General features: G+C 68.6%; 16 protein-coding genes and 1 pseudogene. 12 read left to right on the top strand and 5 right to left on the bottom strand.

The features are described from left to right. Positions 1–3: 3 nt before the first annotated feature. A complete protein-coding gene (locus MTAB308_RS28555; protein ID WP_077104306.1) occupies positions 4–882 on the bottom strand; it encodes a RecB family exonuclease in 879 nt (292 codons plus the stop codon). Between the two features lie 74 nt (positions 883–956). Here MTAB308_RS28555 and trmI point away from each other — a divergent pair, with 74 nt between their 5' ends. After that, on the top strand, positions 957–1,799 hold the full coding sequence (gene trmI, locus MTAB308_RS28560) for a tRNA (adenine(58)-N(1))-methyltransferase TrmI (RefSeq protein ID WP_077104308.1): 843 nt from the start codon (positions 957–959) through the stop codon (positions 1,797–1,799). Between the two features lie 84 nt (positions 1,800–1,883). Here trmI and MTAB308_RS28565 read toward each other — a convergent pair whose 3' ends face one another. Together MTAB308_RS28565 and lppK are read right to left on the bottom strand one after the other, a co-directional pair. After that, positions 1,884–2,177: a DUF503 domain-containing protein gene (locus MTAB308_RS28565; protein ID WP_077104310.1), complete on the bottom strand. Its 294-nt coding sequence runs from the start codon at positions 2,175–2,177 to the stop codon at positions 1,884–1,886. A 123-nt stretch (positions 2,178–2,300) separates the two neighbouring features. Then, positions 2,301–2,750: pseudogene (lppK, locus tag MTAB308_RS28570) on the bottom strand (lipoprotein LppK); the annotation flags it as partial. A gap of 280 nt (positions 2,751–3,030) precedes the next feature. On the opposite strand from lppK, the gene arc reads away from it, so the two are divergent. Next, positions 3,031–4,860, top strand: coding sequence for a proteasome ATPase (gene arc, locus MTAB308_RS28575; protein WP_077104313.1), 1,830 nt, complete (start codon positions 3,031–3,033; stop codon positions 4,858–4,860). Between the two features lie 34 nt (positions 4,861–4,894). Beyond that, positions 4,895–6,682, top strand: a complete 1,788-nt coding sequence (locus MTAB308_RS28580; RefSeq protein WP_077104932.1) for a hypothetical protein — start codon at positions 4,895–4,897, stop codon at positions 6,680–6,682. Between the two features lies 1 nt (position 6,683). On the opposite strand, the gene MTAB308_RS28585 is transcribed toward MTAB308_RS28580, so the two are convergent. Together MTAB308_RS28585 and MTAB308_RS28590 are read right to left on the bottom strand one after the other, a co-directional pair. After that, the gene (locus MTAB308_RS28585; protein ID WP_077104315.1) at positions 6,684–7,286 is read right to left on the bottom strand and encodes a hypothetical protein; all 603 of its coding nucleotides are present in this window, start codon (positions 7,284–7,286) and stop codon (positions 6,684–6,686) included. Between the two features lie 10 nt (positions 7,287–7,296). Beyond that, complete coding sequence (locus tag MTAB308_RS28590) at positions 7,297–8,493, bottom strand: hypothetical protein (RefSeq protein ID WP_083746684.1); 1,197 nt, start codon at positions 8,491–8,493, stop codon at positions 7,297–7,299. A gap of 114 nt (positions 8,494–8,607) precedes the next feature. On the opposite strand from MTAB308_RS28590, the gene dop reads away from it, so the two are divergent. The 9 genes from dop (at position 8,608) to tatC (ending at position 16,931) form a co-directional block, all read left to right on the top strand. Beyond that, positions 8,608–10,116: a pup deamidase/depupylase gene (dop, locus tag MTAB308_RS28595; protein ID WP_077104319.1), complete on the top strand. Its 1,509-nt coding sequence runs from the start codon at positions 8,608–8,610 to the stop codon at positions 10,114–10,116. Between the two features lie 105 nt (positions 10,117–10,221). Beyond that, entirely contained in the window at positions 10,222–10,416 is a 195-nt protein-coding gene (locus MTAB308_RS28600) for a ubiquitin-like protein Pup (protein WP_066913345.1), read from the top strand. Then, positions 10,413–11,300, top strand: coding sequence for a proteasome subunit beta (gene prcB, locus MTAB308_RS28605; RefSeq protein WP_077104321.1), 888 nt, complete (start codon positions 10,413–10,415; stop codon positions 11,298–11,300). The genes MTAB308_RS28600 and prcB overlap by 4 nt, the downstream gene beginning before the upstream one ends. Beyond that, positions 11,297–12,070 carry a proteasome subunit alpha gene (prcA, locus tag MTAB308_RS28610; RefSeq protein WP_077104323.1) on the top strand — a complete coding sequence of 258 codons (774 nt, stop codon included), beginning with the start codon at positions 11,297–11,299 and terminating at the stop codon, positions 12,068–12,070. The genes prcB and prcA overlap by 4 nt, the downstream gene beginning before the upstream one ends. Before the next feature lie 157 nt (positions 12,071–12,227). Then, a complete protein-coding gene (gene pafA / locus MTAB308_RS28615) occupies positions 12,228–13,586 on the top strand; it encodes a Pup--protein ligase (RefSeq protein ID WP_096866143.1) in 1,359 nt (452 codons plus the stop codon). Between the two features lie 43 nt (positions 13,587–13,629). Further along, the gene (locus tag MTAB308_RS28620; RefSeq protein WP_077104324.1) at positions 13,630–14,622 is read left to right on the top strand and encodes a helix-turn-helix transcriptional regulator; all 993 of its coding nucleotides are present in this window, start codon (positions 13,630–13,632) and stop codon (positions 14,620–14,622) included. After that, complete coding sequence (locus tag MTAB308_RS28625; protein ID WP_077104326.1) at positions 14,619–15,590, top strand: helix-turn-helix transcriptional regulator; 972 nt, start codon at positions 14,619–14,621, stop codon at positions 15,588–15,590. Before MTAB308_RS28620 ends, MTAB308_RS28625 begins: the two co-directional genes overlap by 4 nt. A gap of 50 nt (positions 15,591–15,640) precedes the next feature. After that, the gene (gene tatA / locus MTAB308_RS28630) at positions 15,641–15,895 is read left to right on the top strand and encodes a Sec-independent protein translocase subunit TatA (RefSeq protein WP_077104328.1); all 255 of its coding nucleotides are present in this window, start codon (positions 15,641–15,643) and stop codon (positions 15,893–15,895) included. 46 nt (positions 15,896–15,941) lie between these two features. Next, a complete protein-coding gene (gene tatC / locus MTAB308_RS28635) occupies positions 15,942–16,931 on the top strand; it encodes a twin-arginine translocase subunit TatC (protein WP_108637429.1) in 990 nt (329 codons plus the stop codon). Positions 16,932–16,968 lie beyond the last annotated feature (37 nt).

A 16,968-nucleotide genomic window follows, 5' to 3' on the forward strand; every position in this document is an offset into this window, starting at 1 on the left:
CGATCATGCCGCCGGTTCGGTGGGGTGCGAAATACCTTGCGCACCGGCGAGATCCGGCCAACCGGGGTAGGGCGGTGGCGTTCCGCGGAACGTCGGGCAGTGCTGCTGGTGGGGGCACCAGTCGCACAACCTCGACGGGCTGGGCCGGAAATCGCCCGTCGGCGCCGCGAATTGGATGGCGCGCCAGATCGCCATCAGCGTCTTCTCGAAGCGCAGCAGTTCCTCGTGCTCCGGCGCGTAATCCAGAACCTGGCCGTCGGCCAGATAGATGATGCGCAGCCGGGTGGGCAGCACACCGCGGGAACGCAACAGCGCCACCGCGTAGAACTTCATCTGAAACATCGCCTTGAACTCGGCCAGCGCCCGCGCGGCGGGCGGCGCCTTGCCGGTCTTGTAGTCGACCACCCGGACCTCACCGGTGGCCGCGACGTCGATCCGGTCGATGAAGCCGCGCAGCAGCGTGCCGTCGGCGAGCTCGACCTCGACGCGCTCCTCGCAGCATTGCGGGTCGAACCGGGTCGGGTCCTCCAGCCGGTAATAGCCGGCGAGCAGCGCACGCGCGTCCGCCAGCAACTGAGCGCGCTGGTCGGGATCGACGTCGCCGGCCAGGTCGGGTTCGGCGGCGATCACCCGCTCCCAGGCGGGCTCGACCAGCGCGCCCGCGGTGTCCGGCCCGCGCTCCGCGGCGGGCAGTCCGTAGAGCTGCTCGAGGGCCGCGTGCACCACCGACCCGCGCAGCTGCGCCGTCGACGGCACCTCGGGCAACCGGTCGATCGCGCGGAACCGGTACAGCAACGGGCACTGCTTGAAGTCGGCCGCGCGCGACGGCGACAGCGCCGGTTTCGAGGCTGGGCGCCCGCGTCCGTCCGGCTGGTCCGTCATGAGCGCAGCCTAGGACCGGCCGCCGACAACCCCCAAGCACCCGCCGCGGCGAGTCGGCTGGCACGCTAGACGGCGTGTCCGCAACCGGCCCGTTTACCGCTGGCGAGCGGGTTCAACTCACCGACGCCAAGGGCCGGCACTACACGATGTGCCTCACTCCCGGCGCCGAGTTCCACACCCACCGCGGATCCATCGCACACGACGCGCTGATCGGGCTCGAGCAGGGCAGCGTCGTCAAATCCAGCAGCGGCGCGCAGTTTTTGGTGCTGCGCCCCCTGCTGATCGACTACGTGATGTCGATGCCCCGCGGCCCGCAGGTGATCTACCCCAAGGACGCCGCCCAGATCGTGCACGAGGGCGACATCTTTCCCGGCGCGCGGGTGCTGGAGGCCGGCGCCGGTTCCGGGGCGCTGACGTGCTCGCTGCTGCGGGCCGTCGGACCCGAGGGGCGGGTCGTCTCCTACGAGCAGCGCGCCGACCACGCCGAGCATGCCCGTCGCAACGTCACGGTGTTCTTCGACGGGGCGCCCGCCAACTGGGAGCTGCTCGTCAGCGACCTCGCGGACTCGGAGTTGCCCGACGGCTCCTTCGACCGCGCCGTGCTCGACATGCTCGCGCCGTGGGAGGTGCTCGGCGCGGCGGCGCGGCTGCTGATCCCCGGCGGGGTCCTGATGATCTACGTGGCCACCGTCACCCAGCTCTCGCGGACCGTCGAGGCACTGCGGGAACAGCAGTGCTGGACCGAGCCGCGCTCGTGGGAGACGCTGCAACGCGGCTGGAACGTCGTCGGCCTGGCGGTTCGCCCGCAGCATTCGATGCGCGGGCACACCGCGTTCCTGATATTCGCGCGGCGGCTCGCCCCCGGTGTCGTCGCGCCGGCGCCGCTGGGCCGCAAACGCGAGGGCCGCGACGGCTAGCGGCGATCGCAAGCGCGGCGGAGCCGGGCGCTGGGGGTACCCCCGCGGAGCTGGGGGACGGGTCGCCACCATCGGGCCAGCCGCTTAATCGTCGCTGTGGCGCAGGCCCCGCCGCACCGATAGCAGCTCGAACTCGGGATGCGCCGCCACGAGGCGTTCGGCGGCGTCGAGCACATCGACCGCGTGGCCGCGGTCGCCGGACACGACGCCGACGCCGATCCCGGCACGCCGATGCAGATCCTGCCCACCGGTCTCGGCGGCCGACACGCTGAACTTGCGCTGCAACTCGGCCACGACCGGGCGAATCACCGATCGCTTCTGCTTGAGTGACCGCACGTCGCCCAGCAACACGTCGAACTCGAGCCAGCCGATCCACACCGGAGTCAGCCCGGGGGAGTCGGCGACGGAACATCGGCCGGGGCGCGGCGGGGGCCCCGCGGCCGAGTTGCCCAGCGCCAGCAGCATTTCGGCCGTTCGGCGGGACAACTGCCAACCTCCCTGGAACGGCGTGAACTCCATGGGAAACGTGAATTTGCCGCTGTTCGCCTGGGCGGTGCTGACCGTGACGGTGGCCCGCACGTGGGACGGATTCTTGTCCGACCAGGCGATGTCGGTCGCCGCGAACGTCATCGGGAGGTAGCCGTTGTCCCGCAACGCGTTGGTGAAGTTGTCCAGGGTGGCCGCGCTCTCGGCGGTCGCGCCCTCGACCAGGCTCACCTTGTTGCCGCCCGGCACGTTGGGGTCGGCGAGCCGGTTCAGCACGTCGACCAGCGCGTCGGCCGCCGGCAGCGGAGCGGTCGGGGGGGACGCGACGACGAGCGGGGTCGACGTGGCCGGGCCGCGGGAGGACGGCGAGGACACGACCTTCGGGCCGCTGTGCGAGCATCCGGCGAGCCCGATCGCCGCCACCGCGGCGGCGGCGCTCAGCGCAACGGACAGGCCTGCCTGCATGTGGTTCGTTCGGGTCAGGCGCCCGCGGCCGCCGTCGGGCCAACGGGTGCAATGGATGTCACAGCGGGGGCCGCCGCGCCGGGGAGACGGCGCCGGCGGAGCCCGTGGCGAGGGCTTTTGGGGCCACGGTCGTCCTTTCGCTCGGCGCGATTCGTGGCAGAGATTACCAGTGGAACCAAAGTCTTAACTTTTCGTGAGCATTTGACTGCGCACATCAACCGGCAATCGCCGGTAGCTTTGAAGTACCACCGCGAATCTCGGGGCGGGAAAGGAGCGCAACATGGGTGACTCAGAGCGTTCTGACGCATTCGGCAACGCCGGTGACACGGGCATGTCCAGCAGCGACGCTGCCGAATTGGAACAGTTACGCCGTGAGGCAGCGGTGCTGCGCGAACAACTCGAGCACGCGGTTGGGGCGCCCGGTGGCGCTCGGTCTGCCCGCGACGTGCATCAGCTCGAAGCCCGGATCGACTCGCTGGCTGCGCGGAATTCCAAGTTGATGGACACCCTCAAGGAGGCGCGTCAGCAACTGTTGGCGCTGCGTGAAGAGGTCGACCGGCTCGGTCAGCCGCCCAGCGGCTACGGCGTCCTGTTGGCGGCGCACGAGGACGACACCGTCGACGTCTTCACCTCCGGGCGCAAGATGCGCCTGACGTGCTCGCCCAACATCGAGGTGGGAGCGCTCCGGAAGGGGCAGACGGTCCGCCTCAACGAGGCCCTGACCGTTGTCGAGGCCGGCACGTTCGAATCGGTCGGCGAGATCTCCACCTTGCGGGAGGTGCTCAACGACGGGCACCGGGCGCTCGTCGTCGGACACGCCGACGAGGAACGCATCGTTTGGCTGGCCGAGCCGCTGGTCGCCGAGGACCTGCCGGACGGCGTTCCCGACGCCCTCAACGACGACACCAAGCCCCGCAAGCTGCGACCGGGCGACTCGCTTCTGGTCGACACCAAGGCCGGCTACGCCTTCGAGCGCATCCCCAAGGCCGAGGTCGAAGACCTGGTGCTGGAAGAGGTGCCCGACGTCAGCTACCAGGACATCGGTGGCCTGACCCGCCAGATCGAGCAGATCCGCGACGCCGTCGAGCTGCCGTTCCTGCACAAGGAGCTCTACCGCGAGTACGCGCTGCGCCCGCCCAAAGGTGTGCTGCTCTACGGCCCGCCCGGCTGCGGTAAGACCCTGATCGCCAAAGCGGTCGCGAACTCGTTGGCCAAGAAGATGGCCGAGGTGCGCGGCGACGACGCCCGCGAGGCGAAGTCGTACTTCCTCAACATCAAGGGCCCGGAGCTGCTGAACAAGTTCGTCGGCGAGACCGAGCGCCACATTCGGTTGATCTTCCAGCGCGCCCGCGAGAAGGCGTCGGAAGGCACGCCGGTGATCGTGTTCTTCGACGAGATGGATTCGATCTTCCGCACCCGCGGCACCGGGGTCTCCTCCGACGTGGAGACGACGGTGGTCCCGCAGCTGCTCAGCGAGATCGACGGCGTGGAGGGCCTGGAGAACGTCATCGTGATCGGCGCGTCCAACCGCGAGGACATGATCGACCCGGCGATCCTGCGGCCAGGGCGCCTCGACGTCAAGATCAAGATCGAGCGTCCCGACGCCGAGGCGGCGCAGGACATCTTCTCGAAGTACCTGATCGAGTCGCTGCCGCTGCACGCCGACGACCTCGCCGAGTTCGACGGCGACCGCACTGCATGCATCAAGGCGATGATCGAAAAGGTCGTCGAGCGGATGTACGCCGAGATCGACGACAACCGGTTCCTGGAGGTCACCTACGCCAACGGTGACAAAGAGGTCATGTACTTCAAGGACTTCAACTCCGGGGCGATGATCCAGAACGTCGTCGACCGGGCGAAGAAGAACGCCATCAAGTCGGTGCTGGAGACCGGTCAACCCGGCCTGCGCATCCAGCACCTGCTCGACTCGATCGTCGACGAGTTCGCCGAGAACGAGGACCTGCCCAACACCACCAACCCCGATGACTGGGCGCGGATTTCGGGCAAGAAGGGCGAGCGGATCGTCTACATCCGCACGCTGGTCACCGGCAAGTCGTCGAGCGCGTCGCGTGCCATCGACACCGAGTCCAACCTGGGTCAGTACCTGTAAACATTTGTCGGTCACACCGACTAACGTCGCCCAGGTGCGGCTACGTTTCGATCCCGGTGACGACGACGCGTACCTCGAGTTGCGCGACGCGCTGCTCGACGAACTCCACGCCTGGCTGGGTGAGTCCGAGTCCGAACGGGACGAGGTGGTCGCCGATGTTGCCTTCTTCCTGGACTGGCGGTACCGGGAATCGACCGGCGTCCTCGACGAGTTCACGCCCGGCGAGCTGGCGGAGTTTCTGGTCGACTGGTGTCCGCGCCGGTTGACCGGGCGCGCCGACGCGGCGGTGGGTTTGTGCTACGCGGTCGGTGCCTACGTCGACTTCATGGCGGCCACCGAACGTCTCGTTGGCGGGGTCGAGCGGGCGGCCCGGTTGCGAAGAATGGTCGACGATCTCGCCCCGACCGTGCTCGCGGAAACGCGCGACCCCACCCCGGCAGGGGAGCCGTCCGACGAAGAACCTGAGCTCTTCGAGTTGCCGTTCGCTTGCGCCTCGCCGCCGATGCGGGACGTCCAGGCGGCCGCGGGCGCAGCGCCATTGCTGACGAAAGTTGCTGCCCTGCGCGACTATCTGGGCCCCGACGGCAAGCAGCTGACGGACACGGGGAACCTGCACGTGGCCGACGGCCGGGCGCTGGTTGAATTGCTCGAGACCGGCGACGAGATGGATCTCCAGCTCGGCGACGAGACCTTGAAGCTCACCACGACCGCGAGTTTGAGGTGCTTGAACTTCATCCTTGACGTCGCTATCGAGGCTGGCGCGGTCCGCGTGCGCCACCGTCACGTCGTTCCGGCGCGGGAGTGGGAGGCGCGCCCGGCCGTTGCTCGGGCGGAGGCGCTTTTCGCGGCGATCATCGATGTGGGCCCGCTGCGCTCGCAATGCTCGGGCGGCCTGTGGCCTTCCGACGAACCGCTCGGATTGTTCGACGACGGGATCGTGCACTGGCTGGTTCCGCTGCTCGCACCCAACGCCCCCGAGCAGCCTTTCGAGTCCCTCGTGGGCTGGGCCGAATTGACGATTTCCCCGCAGACGCAGCGGTACTGGCCCGACGAATCGGACGCGGTGGAGGGCTTCATCGACGAGGGCGTCGGCCGCATCGTGCAGGTCCTCGAGGACGCCGGTGTCGTGCGCTGGACTGACCGCGTCGAGTCACCACAACCGGTCGGGCCCAGCTATTGGACCGGCGGCACGGTGTCACTGACCGCCCTCGGCCGCCACGTCCTGCCCGGTCGCCTCGAACGTGCCGGATACGCGCTGCGTCGCGATCCCGCCGCCGAGGGCGACGGCGCTGAGTTGATCGACGCGATGCTCTCGGCCGCCGACACCCAGCACGAGTCTTTGGTGGCCCGGTGGCAGGCCGACCGTCCCGTCGTCGAGCGGGTGCGCATGCTCATCGAGGCCATTGCCGAGGCGTCCAGCGCCGCGAGTCGGATGATGGGCTTTGTCGCACTGGACATGTTCGACATCGAGGTGGCCGAACCCCTGGTGCGACAGCTGTTGGACACCCCCGCCGCCGGGCATGCGGCGCTGTGGTTGATAGGGCGCGACCCCGCCGACGCCGCGGTGCTCGGCAGCTTCGTCGACGTGGGGGTGCTCATCGACGTGCTCTCGCGCGACGTGGACGATCCCGATGAGCTTTGCGGCCTGTTCGCCGGGATGTCCGAACCGGTGCAGCTGCTCGAAAGCATGTGGCGACACCCGGCGCCCGAGACGGCGCAGGTCCTCGAAGCGCTCGGTCGCCACCTGCCGGACCGGACGCTCGCCAAGGCCGCGCGCAAGGCCGCGGTACGTCACCGCAGCTGGATCGCGAATCGCCCCTAGCTCACGTCTCGAGGGAGTAGCTGTTGGTCAGGTTGTCCTGCAGCACCTGGGCGGCCTCGGTTCTGGTGTCCACCCGCAACTCGTCGGTGAGGACCCGCGGCTGGTAGCTCCACCCGTCCGGCAGCTCCAGCCGGCTGGCCAGCCCCGGCAGGTCTTCGCGCGTCAGGTTCGGGTCGGCGACCTGGCTCCACGTCTGCATGACCCAGCGCTTTCCGTGGGGATCGATGAGCTCGTAGACCTCTTGGCCGGCGTTGAAGACGAACACCGTGTGCCGGCTCACCTTGTTGACGGTGAAGGGCGACGGGTTCATCGAGGACAGCAGGACGGTGGCCTGCAGGATCATTTCGATTCCCCCGAAGGTCTTCGTCACCTGCGGGCCCTGCTGTTCCTTTTCGATGGAGTTCATCAGCCAATAGCGGGGGCCGTTGAGGAGCGCTGCGGCAGCGCCGTTTTCGGCGGCAATCGCGTGCGGGTCCAATGCCGACCACAGCGCGTCGGGACAGTCATTGAGCGGGAAGCTGTTGTAGACCGCGGCCTGCGGGCCCGCCTCGCCGGGGGTCACGAGAAGCACTTCGCCGTAACGTTTTCCAGCCAGGTCCGTCATCCGTGTGAAATTAATCACTGGCGCTGGTGGCGTCAACTTCACACGCCGTCGCCCCGACGGCGCCGCGGTAGCGGTTCCGTGCGATCAGCGTCGCGTGCAGGTCCTCGATCAGCGGATCGAGGAACGTGGAGCGATATTCGGCGTCGCCGGCCGCGCGGGCGCTGATGTACATGAACGTCAACGCGCCGAGGAACAAGGTCATGTGGATCAGCGAATCGGGAACCGGCAGCGTGAATCCCAGCACCGTCGCGGTGCTGGCGTAGGTGTGGGTCCATTCGTTCAGCAGCGACGGCGTCAGCACGATCAGCCCCAGAATCAAGTAGATGCTGGCGGTCACCACCGCGACCACGAGGATTTGCGCCATTTGCGACGCGGCCAGCACGAAGACGACGTTGAGGCGTTCGGCCCGGGTCAGCGGCGCGCAGTCGGAGGCATCGGGCATGTCCGCGAAAGGCGTGTCGGCAAGCTGTTCACTGTCTTTGGGCAGGACCGCCAGCGTGGGCCGCAGCGCCGGCTTGGCCCGCTCCCACGTCGCGGAGACGACGAAGGCCACGGCGATCGAGAGCAGAAAGGCGATCGCCAGCCCCAGCCGTTGCCCGCTGATGGTCTTGGCCATGATCCATACATAGGTGTTGAAGAACACCAAGGCGGTCAGCAGCACGACCGGCAGGGCGCGGACCACCAAGGCCCCCACGGTGGCAAGGTGCGACAGCATCATGCGTACCGCCCACCCGACGATGGATCCGACGCCGCAGCCGGTCAGGATCAGCACCGCGGCCACGACGATGGCCTCCTGCACCAGTTCCCCTGGTCCGCCCACGGTGATCCCGACGCATGCCACGACGAGCACCGCGAGGGTCGCCACCGCCGCGCGGGTCCTGCCGCGTCGCGACCGCGACACCACCCAGCCGACGACGGCCATCAGCGGAAGCGCGAGCCCCAGGATCCCTAGCATGACCAATTGCGGGGTCGTCGGGTCACCGGTGATCTCGACGTCGTGGCCGCCGGTGATCAGGTAGATCGGCAGGATGCAGGCCTGCAACGTTCCGTAGGCGGCCAGCATGGGGGCCGACCGCGGCCACAGCCGCCGCCACCGGGACCGCCTGGTCAGCACCGAGGGCAAACCGCGCTCGAGGAACCAGCTTTCGGCCCGATACCCCGGAGCAGCGCCGGCCGTCCCCGGCGCCCGGCGCAGAGAAGGGCTCATGCGGGCTCACCCTAGTGGCGATCGGCACGCACGATGGTCGTTACCGCGCCGAATTCGGACGCCCAGATCACCCCGCCGGGCAGCCTCCCTCATTGCCGGGCCTATCTTGAAGTAATGCAAAGGATTATCGGGACGGAGGTCGAGTACGGCATCTCGTCGCCGTCGGACCCGACCGCCAACCCGATCCTCACCTCGACTCAGGCGGTGCTGGCCTACGCGGCCGCCGCCGGAATCCAGCGCGCCAAGCGGACCCGTTGGGACTACGAGGTGGAATCGCCGCTGCGTGACGCCCGGGGTTTCGACCTGAGCCGCTCGGCCGGTCCGCCCCCGGTGGTCGACGCCGACGAGGTCGGCGCCGCCAACATGATCCTGACCAACGGGGCGCGGCTCTATGTCGACCACGCGCACCCGGAATACTCCGCGCCCGAGTGCACCGACCCGCTGGACGCGGTGATCTGGGACAAGGCGGGCGAGCGCGTGATGGAGGCCGCCGCGCGGCACGTCGCCAGCGTGCCGGGGGCCGCCAAGCTGCAGCTTTACAAGAACAACGTCGACGGCAAGGGCGCGTCCTACGGGTCGCACGAGAACTACCTGATGTCGCGCCAGACGCCCTTCTCGGCGATCATCGCCGGGCTGACCCCGTTCCTGGTGTCCCGCCAGGTGGTCACCGGCTCGGGCCGGGTCGGCATCGGGCCGGCCGGTGACGAGCCGGGTTTCCAGCTGTCGCAGCGCTCGGACTACATCGAGGTCGAGGTCGGGCTGGAGACCACCCTCAAGCGCGGCATCATCAACACCCGCGACGAACCCCACGCCGACGCCGACCGGTACCGCCGGCTGCACGTGATCATCGGCGACGCCAACCTCGCCGAGACCTCGACGTACCTGAAGCTGGGCACCACCGCGCTGGTGCTCGATTTGATCGAAGAGGGCCCCGCGCACGGGATCGACCTGAGCGACCTGGCGTTGGCGCGCCCGGTGCACGCCGTCCACGCGATCAGCCGCGATCCGTCGCTGCGGGTCGCGGTCGCCCTGGCCGACGGCCGCGAGCTGACCGCCCTTGCGCTGCAACGGATTTACCTCGACCGGGTGGCCAAGCTGGTCGACGGGCGGGATCCCGATCCGCGCGCGGCCGACATCGTCGAGACCTGGGCGGACGTGCTCGACAAGCTCGAGCGCGACCCGATGGACTGCGCCGAGTTGCTGGACTGGCCGGCCAAGCTGCGGTTGCTCGAGGGTTTCCGGCAGCGCGAAAACCTGAACTGGTCGGCGCCGCGGCTGCACCTGGTCGATCTGCAATACTCCGACGTCCGGTTGGACAAGGGCCTGTACAACCGGCTGGTCGCGCGGGGTTCGATGAAGCGCCTCGTCACCGAGCACCAGGTGCTCGAGGCCGTCGACAACCCGCCGACGGACACGCGCGCCTACTTCCGCGGCGAATGCCTGCGCCGGTTCGGCGCCGACATCGCCGCGGCCAGCTGGGACTCGGTGATTTTCGACCTCGGTGGGGATTCGCTGGTACGCATCCCCACGCTCGAGCCGCTGCGCGGCAGCAAGGCCCACGTCGGGGCGTTATTGGACTCGGTGCACAGCGCGGTGGAGCTGGTGGAACAACTGACCAGCTAAGGGGCGTTAGACCGGGAAACGTCGGCGTTGACCGGTACTGTAGAGAGGACCAGGCGGGCGTGTGACTTGGCGTTACACCTGCCGATGATCAAGCAGGAGGCGGCGATGGCTCAGGAGCAGACCAAGCGCGGTGGTGGCGGCGGCGACGAAGACGACTTCGCCGACGGCACGGCCGCGGGCCAGGAGCGTCGCGAAAAGTTGGCCGAAGACACCGACGACCTGCTCGACGAGATCGACGACGTCCTTGAGGAAAACGCCGAGGATTTTGTCCGCGCGTATGTCCAAAAGGGCGGACAGTGACCTGGCCTTTTACCGATCGCCTGCCCACTAACTCCCCACTTCCCGGGAACCCGGCCATAGACCTCTCGTCGTTCGCCGACTTCCTGCGCCGCCAGGCGCCGGAGTTGCTGCCCGCAAGTCTCAGCGGTGCCGCGCAGGCCGCCAACGCGGCGGGACAACTGCCGCACGGGACGACCATCGTCGCGTTGAAGTACCCCGGTGGCGTGGTCATCGCGGGTGACCGGCGCTCCACGCAGGGCAACATGATCGCCGGGCGTGACGTCAAGAAGGTGTACATCACCGACGACTACACCGCGACCGGCATCGCCGGCACCGCCGCGATCGCCGTCGAGTTCGCCCGCCTTTACGCGGTGGAGCTCGAGCACTACGAGAAGCTCGAAGGCGTGCCGCTCACCTTCGCCGGCAAGGTCAACCGGCTGGCGATCATGGTGCGTGGCAACCTGGCCGCGGCGATGCAGGGCCTGGTGGCGCTGCCGCTGCTGGCGGGGTACGACATCCACGCGCCGGACCCCGAGAGCGCGGGCCGCATCGTCTCGTTCGACGCCGCGGGCGGCTGGAACATCGAGGAAGAGGGCTACCAGGCGGTGGGGTCGGGCTCGATCTTCGCCAAGTCGTCGATCAAGAAGCTGTACTCCCAAGTCACCGACCTCAATTCGGCAGTTCGGGTGGCCGTGGAGTCGCTGTACGACGCCGCCGACGACGACTCCGCCACCGGCGGGCCGGATCTGGTCCGGGGCATCTACCCGACGGCGGTCACCATCGGCGCCGACGGTGCGGCCGAGGTGCCGGAGAGCCGCATCGCCGAACTGGCCCGCGAAGTGATCGAAAGCCGTTCGCGCGCAGATACTTTCGGTCCGGACGCCGAACCGCGGGGGGATAAGTGAGCTTCCCTTATTTCATCTCGCCCGAACAGGCGATGCGCGAGCGCAGCGAGCTCGCGCGCAAGGGCATCGCGCGGGGCCGCAGCGTGGTGGCGCTGGCCTACGCCGATGGCGTGTTGTTCGTCGCGGAGAACCCGTCGCGGTCGTTGCAGAAGATCAGCGAGCTCTACGATCGCGTGGGTTTCGCGGCCGCGGGCAAGTTCAACGAGTTCGACAACTTGCGCAGGGGCGGAATCCAATTCGCCGACACCCGCGGCTACGCGTATGACCGCCGCGATGTGACCGGCAGGCAGCTGGCCAACGTCTATGCGCAGACACTGGGCACCATCTTCACCGAGCAGGCCAAGCCCTACGAGGTCGAGTTGTGCGTCGCCGAGGTCGCCCACTACGGCGAGACGAAACCGCCTGAGCTGTACCGGATTCTGTACGACGGGTCGATTGCCGACGAGCCACACTTCGTGGTGATGGGCGGGACCACCGAGCCGATCGCCACCGCGCTCAAGGAGTCGTACGCCGAAAACGCCGACCTTCGCCAGGCTCTGGGCATCGCCGTTGCGGCGCTACGCAAGGGCAGCGCGGAGGCGTCGAACGGTGACCAGCCATCCATCGACTTCAGCAGCCTGGAGGTCGCCGTCCTGGACGCCAACCGGCCGCGGCGGGCGTTCCGGCGGATCACCCGGCCCGCCCTGGAAACCATGCTGGCGGAGCTCGATTCCAAGGGCTCGAAGTCCAAGCGCAAAGCCCCGGATTCGGGCGAGAAATCCGAAGACTAGACGGCAGCGCCCGGTCCCGGGTGCGCTGGGGCTGATGGTGCCCGTGGGACCGGTGGGCTTCGCCGTCGACCCCGCCGGCGGGATCGAATCCGGCCAATAACAGCCGTGGGCGCGGCTTGCTCACCTTCGCGGTCGCACAACCAGTACCCTCGATTACGTGCAGCGGCGAATCATGGGCATCGAGACCGAGTTCGGTGTCACCTGCACGTTCCACGGCCATCGTCGCCTGTCCCCGGACGAAGTCGCGCGTTACCTGTTCCGGCGGGTGGTGTCGTGGGGCCGCAGTTCCAACGTTTTCTTGCGCAACGGTGCCCGGCTCTACCTCGACGTCGGCAGCCATCCCGAGTACGCCACGGCCGAATGCGACAGCCTGGTGCAGCTGGTCACCCACGACCGGGCCGGCGAGTGGGTGCTCGAAGACCTGCTCGTCGACGCCGAGCAGCGCCTCGCCGACGAGGGCATCGGCGGCGACATCTACCTGTTCAAGAACAACACCGACTCGGCGGGCAACTCCTACGGCTGCCACGAGAACTACCTGATCGTGCGGGCCGGCGAGTTCTCCCGGATCTCCGATGTGCTGCTGCCGTTCCTGGTCACCCGCCAGCTGATCTGCGGGGCGGGCAAGGTGTTGCAGACCCCCAAGGCCGCGACGTTCTGCCTCTCCCAACGCGCCGAGCACATCTGGGAGGGTGTCTCCTCGGCCACCACGCGCAGTCGCCCGATCATCAACACCCGCGACGAGCCGCACGCCGACGCGGAGAAATACCGCCGGCTGCACGTCATCGTCGGCGACTCCAACATGTGCGAGACGACCACCATGCTCAAGGTCGGCACGGCCGCGCTGGTCTTGGAGATGATCGAGGCCGGCGTTCCGTTCCGCGACTTCTCGCTGGACAACCCCATCCGCGCCATCCGCGAGGTCAGCCACGACGTCACCGGCCGCCGGCCGGTCCGGCTGGCGGGCGGGCGCCAGGCCAGCGCCCTGGACATCCAGCGCGAGTACTACAGCCGCGCCGTCGAGCACCTGCAGACCCGGGAGCCCAACGCCCAGATCGAACAGGTCGTCGACCTATGGGGCCGCCAGCTGGATGCCGTCGAGAGCCAGGATTTCGCCAAGGTGGACACCGAGATCGACTGGGTGATCAAGCGCAAGCTGTTCCAGCGCTACCAGGACCGCTACAACATGGAGCTGTCCGATCCGAAGATCGCCCAGCTCGACCTGGCCTACCACGACATCAAGCGCGGCCGCGGCGTCTTCGACCTGCTGCAGCGCAAGGGCCTGGCCGCGCGGGTCACCACCGACGAGGACATCGCCGAGGCCGTCGACCATCCGCCGCAGACCACCCGCGCCCGGCTGCGTGGGGAGTTCATCAGCGCCGCGCAGGCCGCGGGACGCGACTTCACCGTCGACTGGGTGCACCTCAAGCTCAACGACCAGGCGCAGCGCACGGTGCTGTGCAAGGACCCGTTCCGGGCCGTCGACGAGCGGGTCAAGCGGCTGATCGCCAGCATGTAAGGCCGCGAGTGCTCGGCCGACCAACCGATCTAGGCTAAGGGAAATGGCGACCTCGAAAGTCGAGCGGTTGGTCAACCTCGTGATCGCTCTGCTGTCCACCCGTGGCTACATCACCGCCGAAAAGATCAGGTCCAGCGTCGCCGGCTACTCCGACAGCCCCAGCGCCGAGGCGTTCTCGCGGATGTTCGAGCGCGACAAGAACGAATTGCGTGACCTCGGCATCCCCCTCGAGGTCGGCCGCGTGTCGGCCACGGACCCCGCCGAGGGCTACCGGATCAACCGCGACGCCTACGCGCTGCCGCCGGTGGGGCTGACCCCGGACGAGGCCGCCGCGGTGGCCGTCGCCACGCAGCTGTGGGAGTCGCCGGAATTGATCACCGCCACCCAGGGCGCGTTGCTCAAGCTGCGCGCCGCCGGGGTGGAGGTCGATCCCGATGCGCCGGTCGCCTTCGCGTCCCCGGCCGGGGTTCCGGGCCTGCGCGGGTCGGAGGATGTCCTCGGGATCCTGTTGTCCGCCATCGACTCCCGCCAGGCGGTGCAGTTCCCGCATCGGCCGTCGCGGGCCGAGCCGTACACCACGCGCACCGTCGAGCCGTGGGGCGTCGTCACGGAGAAGGGTCGCTGGTATCTGGTCGGCCACGACCGCGACCGCGAGGCCACCCGCACCTTCCGGCTGTCGCGGATCGGCGCGGATGTCACGCCGATCGGGCCGCCCGGCGCGGTCACCGTGCCCGACGGCGTCGACCTGCGCAAGATCGTGGCCCAGACGGTCACCGAGTGGCCGGGCGGGGGACAGGCCCGGGTCTGGGTCGCCGACGGGCGGGCCACCGCGCTGCGGCGCGCCGGACGGTCGATCGGGGCGCGGGAGCTGGCCGGCCGCAGCGGCGAGGTGATCGAACTCGACATCGCCTCCGCCGACCAGCTGGCGCGCGACATCGCCGGCTATGGGCCCGACGCCGTCGCACTCGAGCCGCAATCCCTGCGTGACGACGTCGTGGCGCGGCTGCGGTCGCACGTGGAGGCGGGGCGCTCATGACTCCCGTGTCGACCCGGTTGATCCGGCTGCTCAACATGGTGCCGTATTTCCAGGCCAACCCGAAGGTCACCCGGGCGAAGGCGGCTGCCGATCTGGGGGTGTCCGCCAAGCAGCTGGAGGAGGACCTCAACCAGCTCTGGATGTGCGGCCTGCCCGGCTACTACCCGGGTGACCTCATCGATTTCGAGTTCTCCGGCGACACCATCGAGGTGACGTTCTCGGCGGGCATCGACCGGCCGCTCAAGCTCACCTCGCCGGAGGCCACCGGGCTGCTGGTGGCGCTGCGGGCGCTGGCCGACATTCCGGGGGTGGTCGATCCGGAAGCGGCGCGCAGCGCGATCGCGAAGATCGAGGCGGCCGCCGGCGCCGTCGGGCAGGACATCGCAGCGGCGGCCGTCGACGAGCCCGCCCCCGTCGAAAGCCGCGCCGCGACCGCGGTGCGCACCGCGGTGCAGTACAAGCACGCGCTGGCCATCGATTACTACTCCGCCTCGCACGACACCCTGACCAGCAGGATCGTCGATCCGATTCGCGTGCTGCTGATCGGCGGCCACAGCTACCTGGAGGCCTGGTCGCGCGAGGCCGAAGGCGTTCGGCTGTTCCGTTTCGACCGGATCGTCGATGCCACCGAGCTGGGCGAGCCGGCCGCCGCGCCCGAACCGGCGCGGCACGCGCCGCCGGACACGTCGTTGTTCGACGGCGATCCGGCGCTGCCGTCGGCGCGGCTGTCGGTGGCGCCGGCGGCCTCGTGGATGTTCGAGTACTACCCGATGCGGGAGGTGCTCGAGCTGGCCGACGGATCGTGTGAGGCCGTGATGACGTATGCGTCCGAGGACTGGATGACGCGTCTGGTGCTGGGCTTCGGCTCGGCCGTGCGGGTGCTTGAACCCGAGTCGCTGGCCCAGCGTGTACGGGATGCGGCCGCCGCGGGCCTGGAGTCGTACCAGGTGGCGGCGCGGCCGCACTAGCTGCGGCCGCCGCTGCGGTAGCATCGGGTGGACGTCTGGAGGTAATCAAAGTGGGCAGTCTTAGTCCGTGGCACTGGGCGATCCTCGCTGTCGTAGTGATCCTGCTGTTCGGTGCCAAGAAGCTCCCCGATGCGGCGCGCTCGTTGGGCAAGTCGATGCGCATCTTCAAGTCCGAGATGCGTGAAATGCAGACCGAAGGCAAGTCCGAAGCTCCCTCGATCGAGACCGCTGCGCCCGTGCAGTCGCAGCGGGTCGACCCGCCGGCCGCCACCGAGCAGGGACACACCGAAGCACGCCCGGCGTAGCGGCGTCGCCGCGGTGCCCGAGCGCCACTGACCGACCGCTAACCCCGTGAAAGGTTTCAAGGTTTCAGCGCGCACGGCCGGGTTGCTGAAACGGCTCAATCCCCGCAACAGGCGCAGTCGCACCAATCCCGACGCGACGATGTCGCTGGTCGATCACCTGACCGAGCTGCGCACCCGCCTGCTGATCTCGCTGGCCGCGATCCTGCTCACGACGATCTTCGGCTTCGTCTGGTACTCGCACTCGATCTTCGGGCTGGAAAGCCTCGGGGAGTGGCTGCGCCACCCGTACTGTTCGCTGCCGCAGTCGGCGCGGGCGAGCATCAGCGCCGACGGGCAGTGCCGACTGCTGGCCACCGCGCCGTTCGATCAGTTCATGCTGCGGCTCAAGGTCGGCATGACGGCCGGGATCGTGCTGGCCTGCCCCGTGTGGTTCTACGAGCTATGGGCGTTCATCACGCCCGGGCTCTACCAGAAGGAGCGCCGTTTCGCGATCGCGTTCGTGGTGCCCGCGGCGGTGTTGTTCGTCGTCGGGGCGGTGCTGGCCTACTTCGTGCTGTCCAAGGCGCTGGGCTTCTTGCTGACGGTCGGCAGCGACGTGCAGGTGACCGCGCTGTCCGGGGACCGCTATTTCGGCTTCCTGATCAACCTGCTGGTGGTGTTCGGGGTCAGCTTCGAGTTCCCGCTGCTGATCGTCATGCTCAACCAGACGGGCATGCTGACCTACCAGAAGCTCAAGTCGTGGCGGCGCGGGCTGATCTTCGGCATGTTCGCGTTCGCGGCGGTGTTCACGCCAGGATCCGACCCGTTCTCGATGACGGCGCTCGGGGTGGCGCTGTCGGTGCTCCTCGAGTTCGCCATTCAGATCGCGCGGCTGCACGACCGGCGCAAGGCCAAGCGCGAAGCGCAGGTCACGATTCCCGACGACGAAGCATCGGTCATCGAGCCGCCGTCACCGATCACCGAGCCGCCGTCACCGATCACCGAGCCGGTGCCGGAGCCCTCGTTCACCGCCGGTCAGCATGACGATGTCACCTAGCGTTTCTTTCCGCGAGCGTGCGTGTCTGCACGCCGAC

The sequence above is a fragment of the Mycobacterium terramassiliense genome, from assembly GCF_900157385.1.
In the GTDB taxonomy this organism is placed as follows: domain Bacteria; phylum Actinomycetota; class Actinomycetes; order Mycobacteriales; family Mycobacteriaceae; genus Mycobacterium; species Mycobacterium terramassiliense.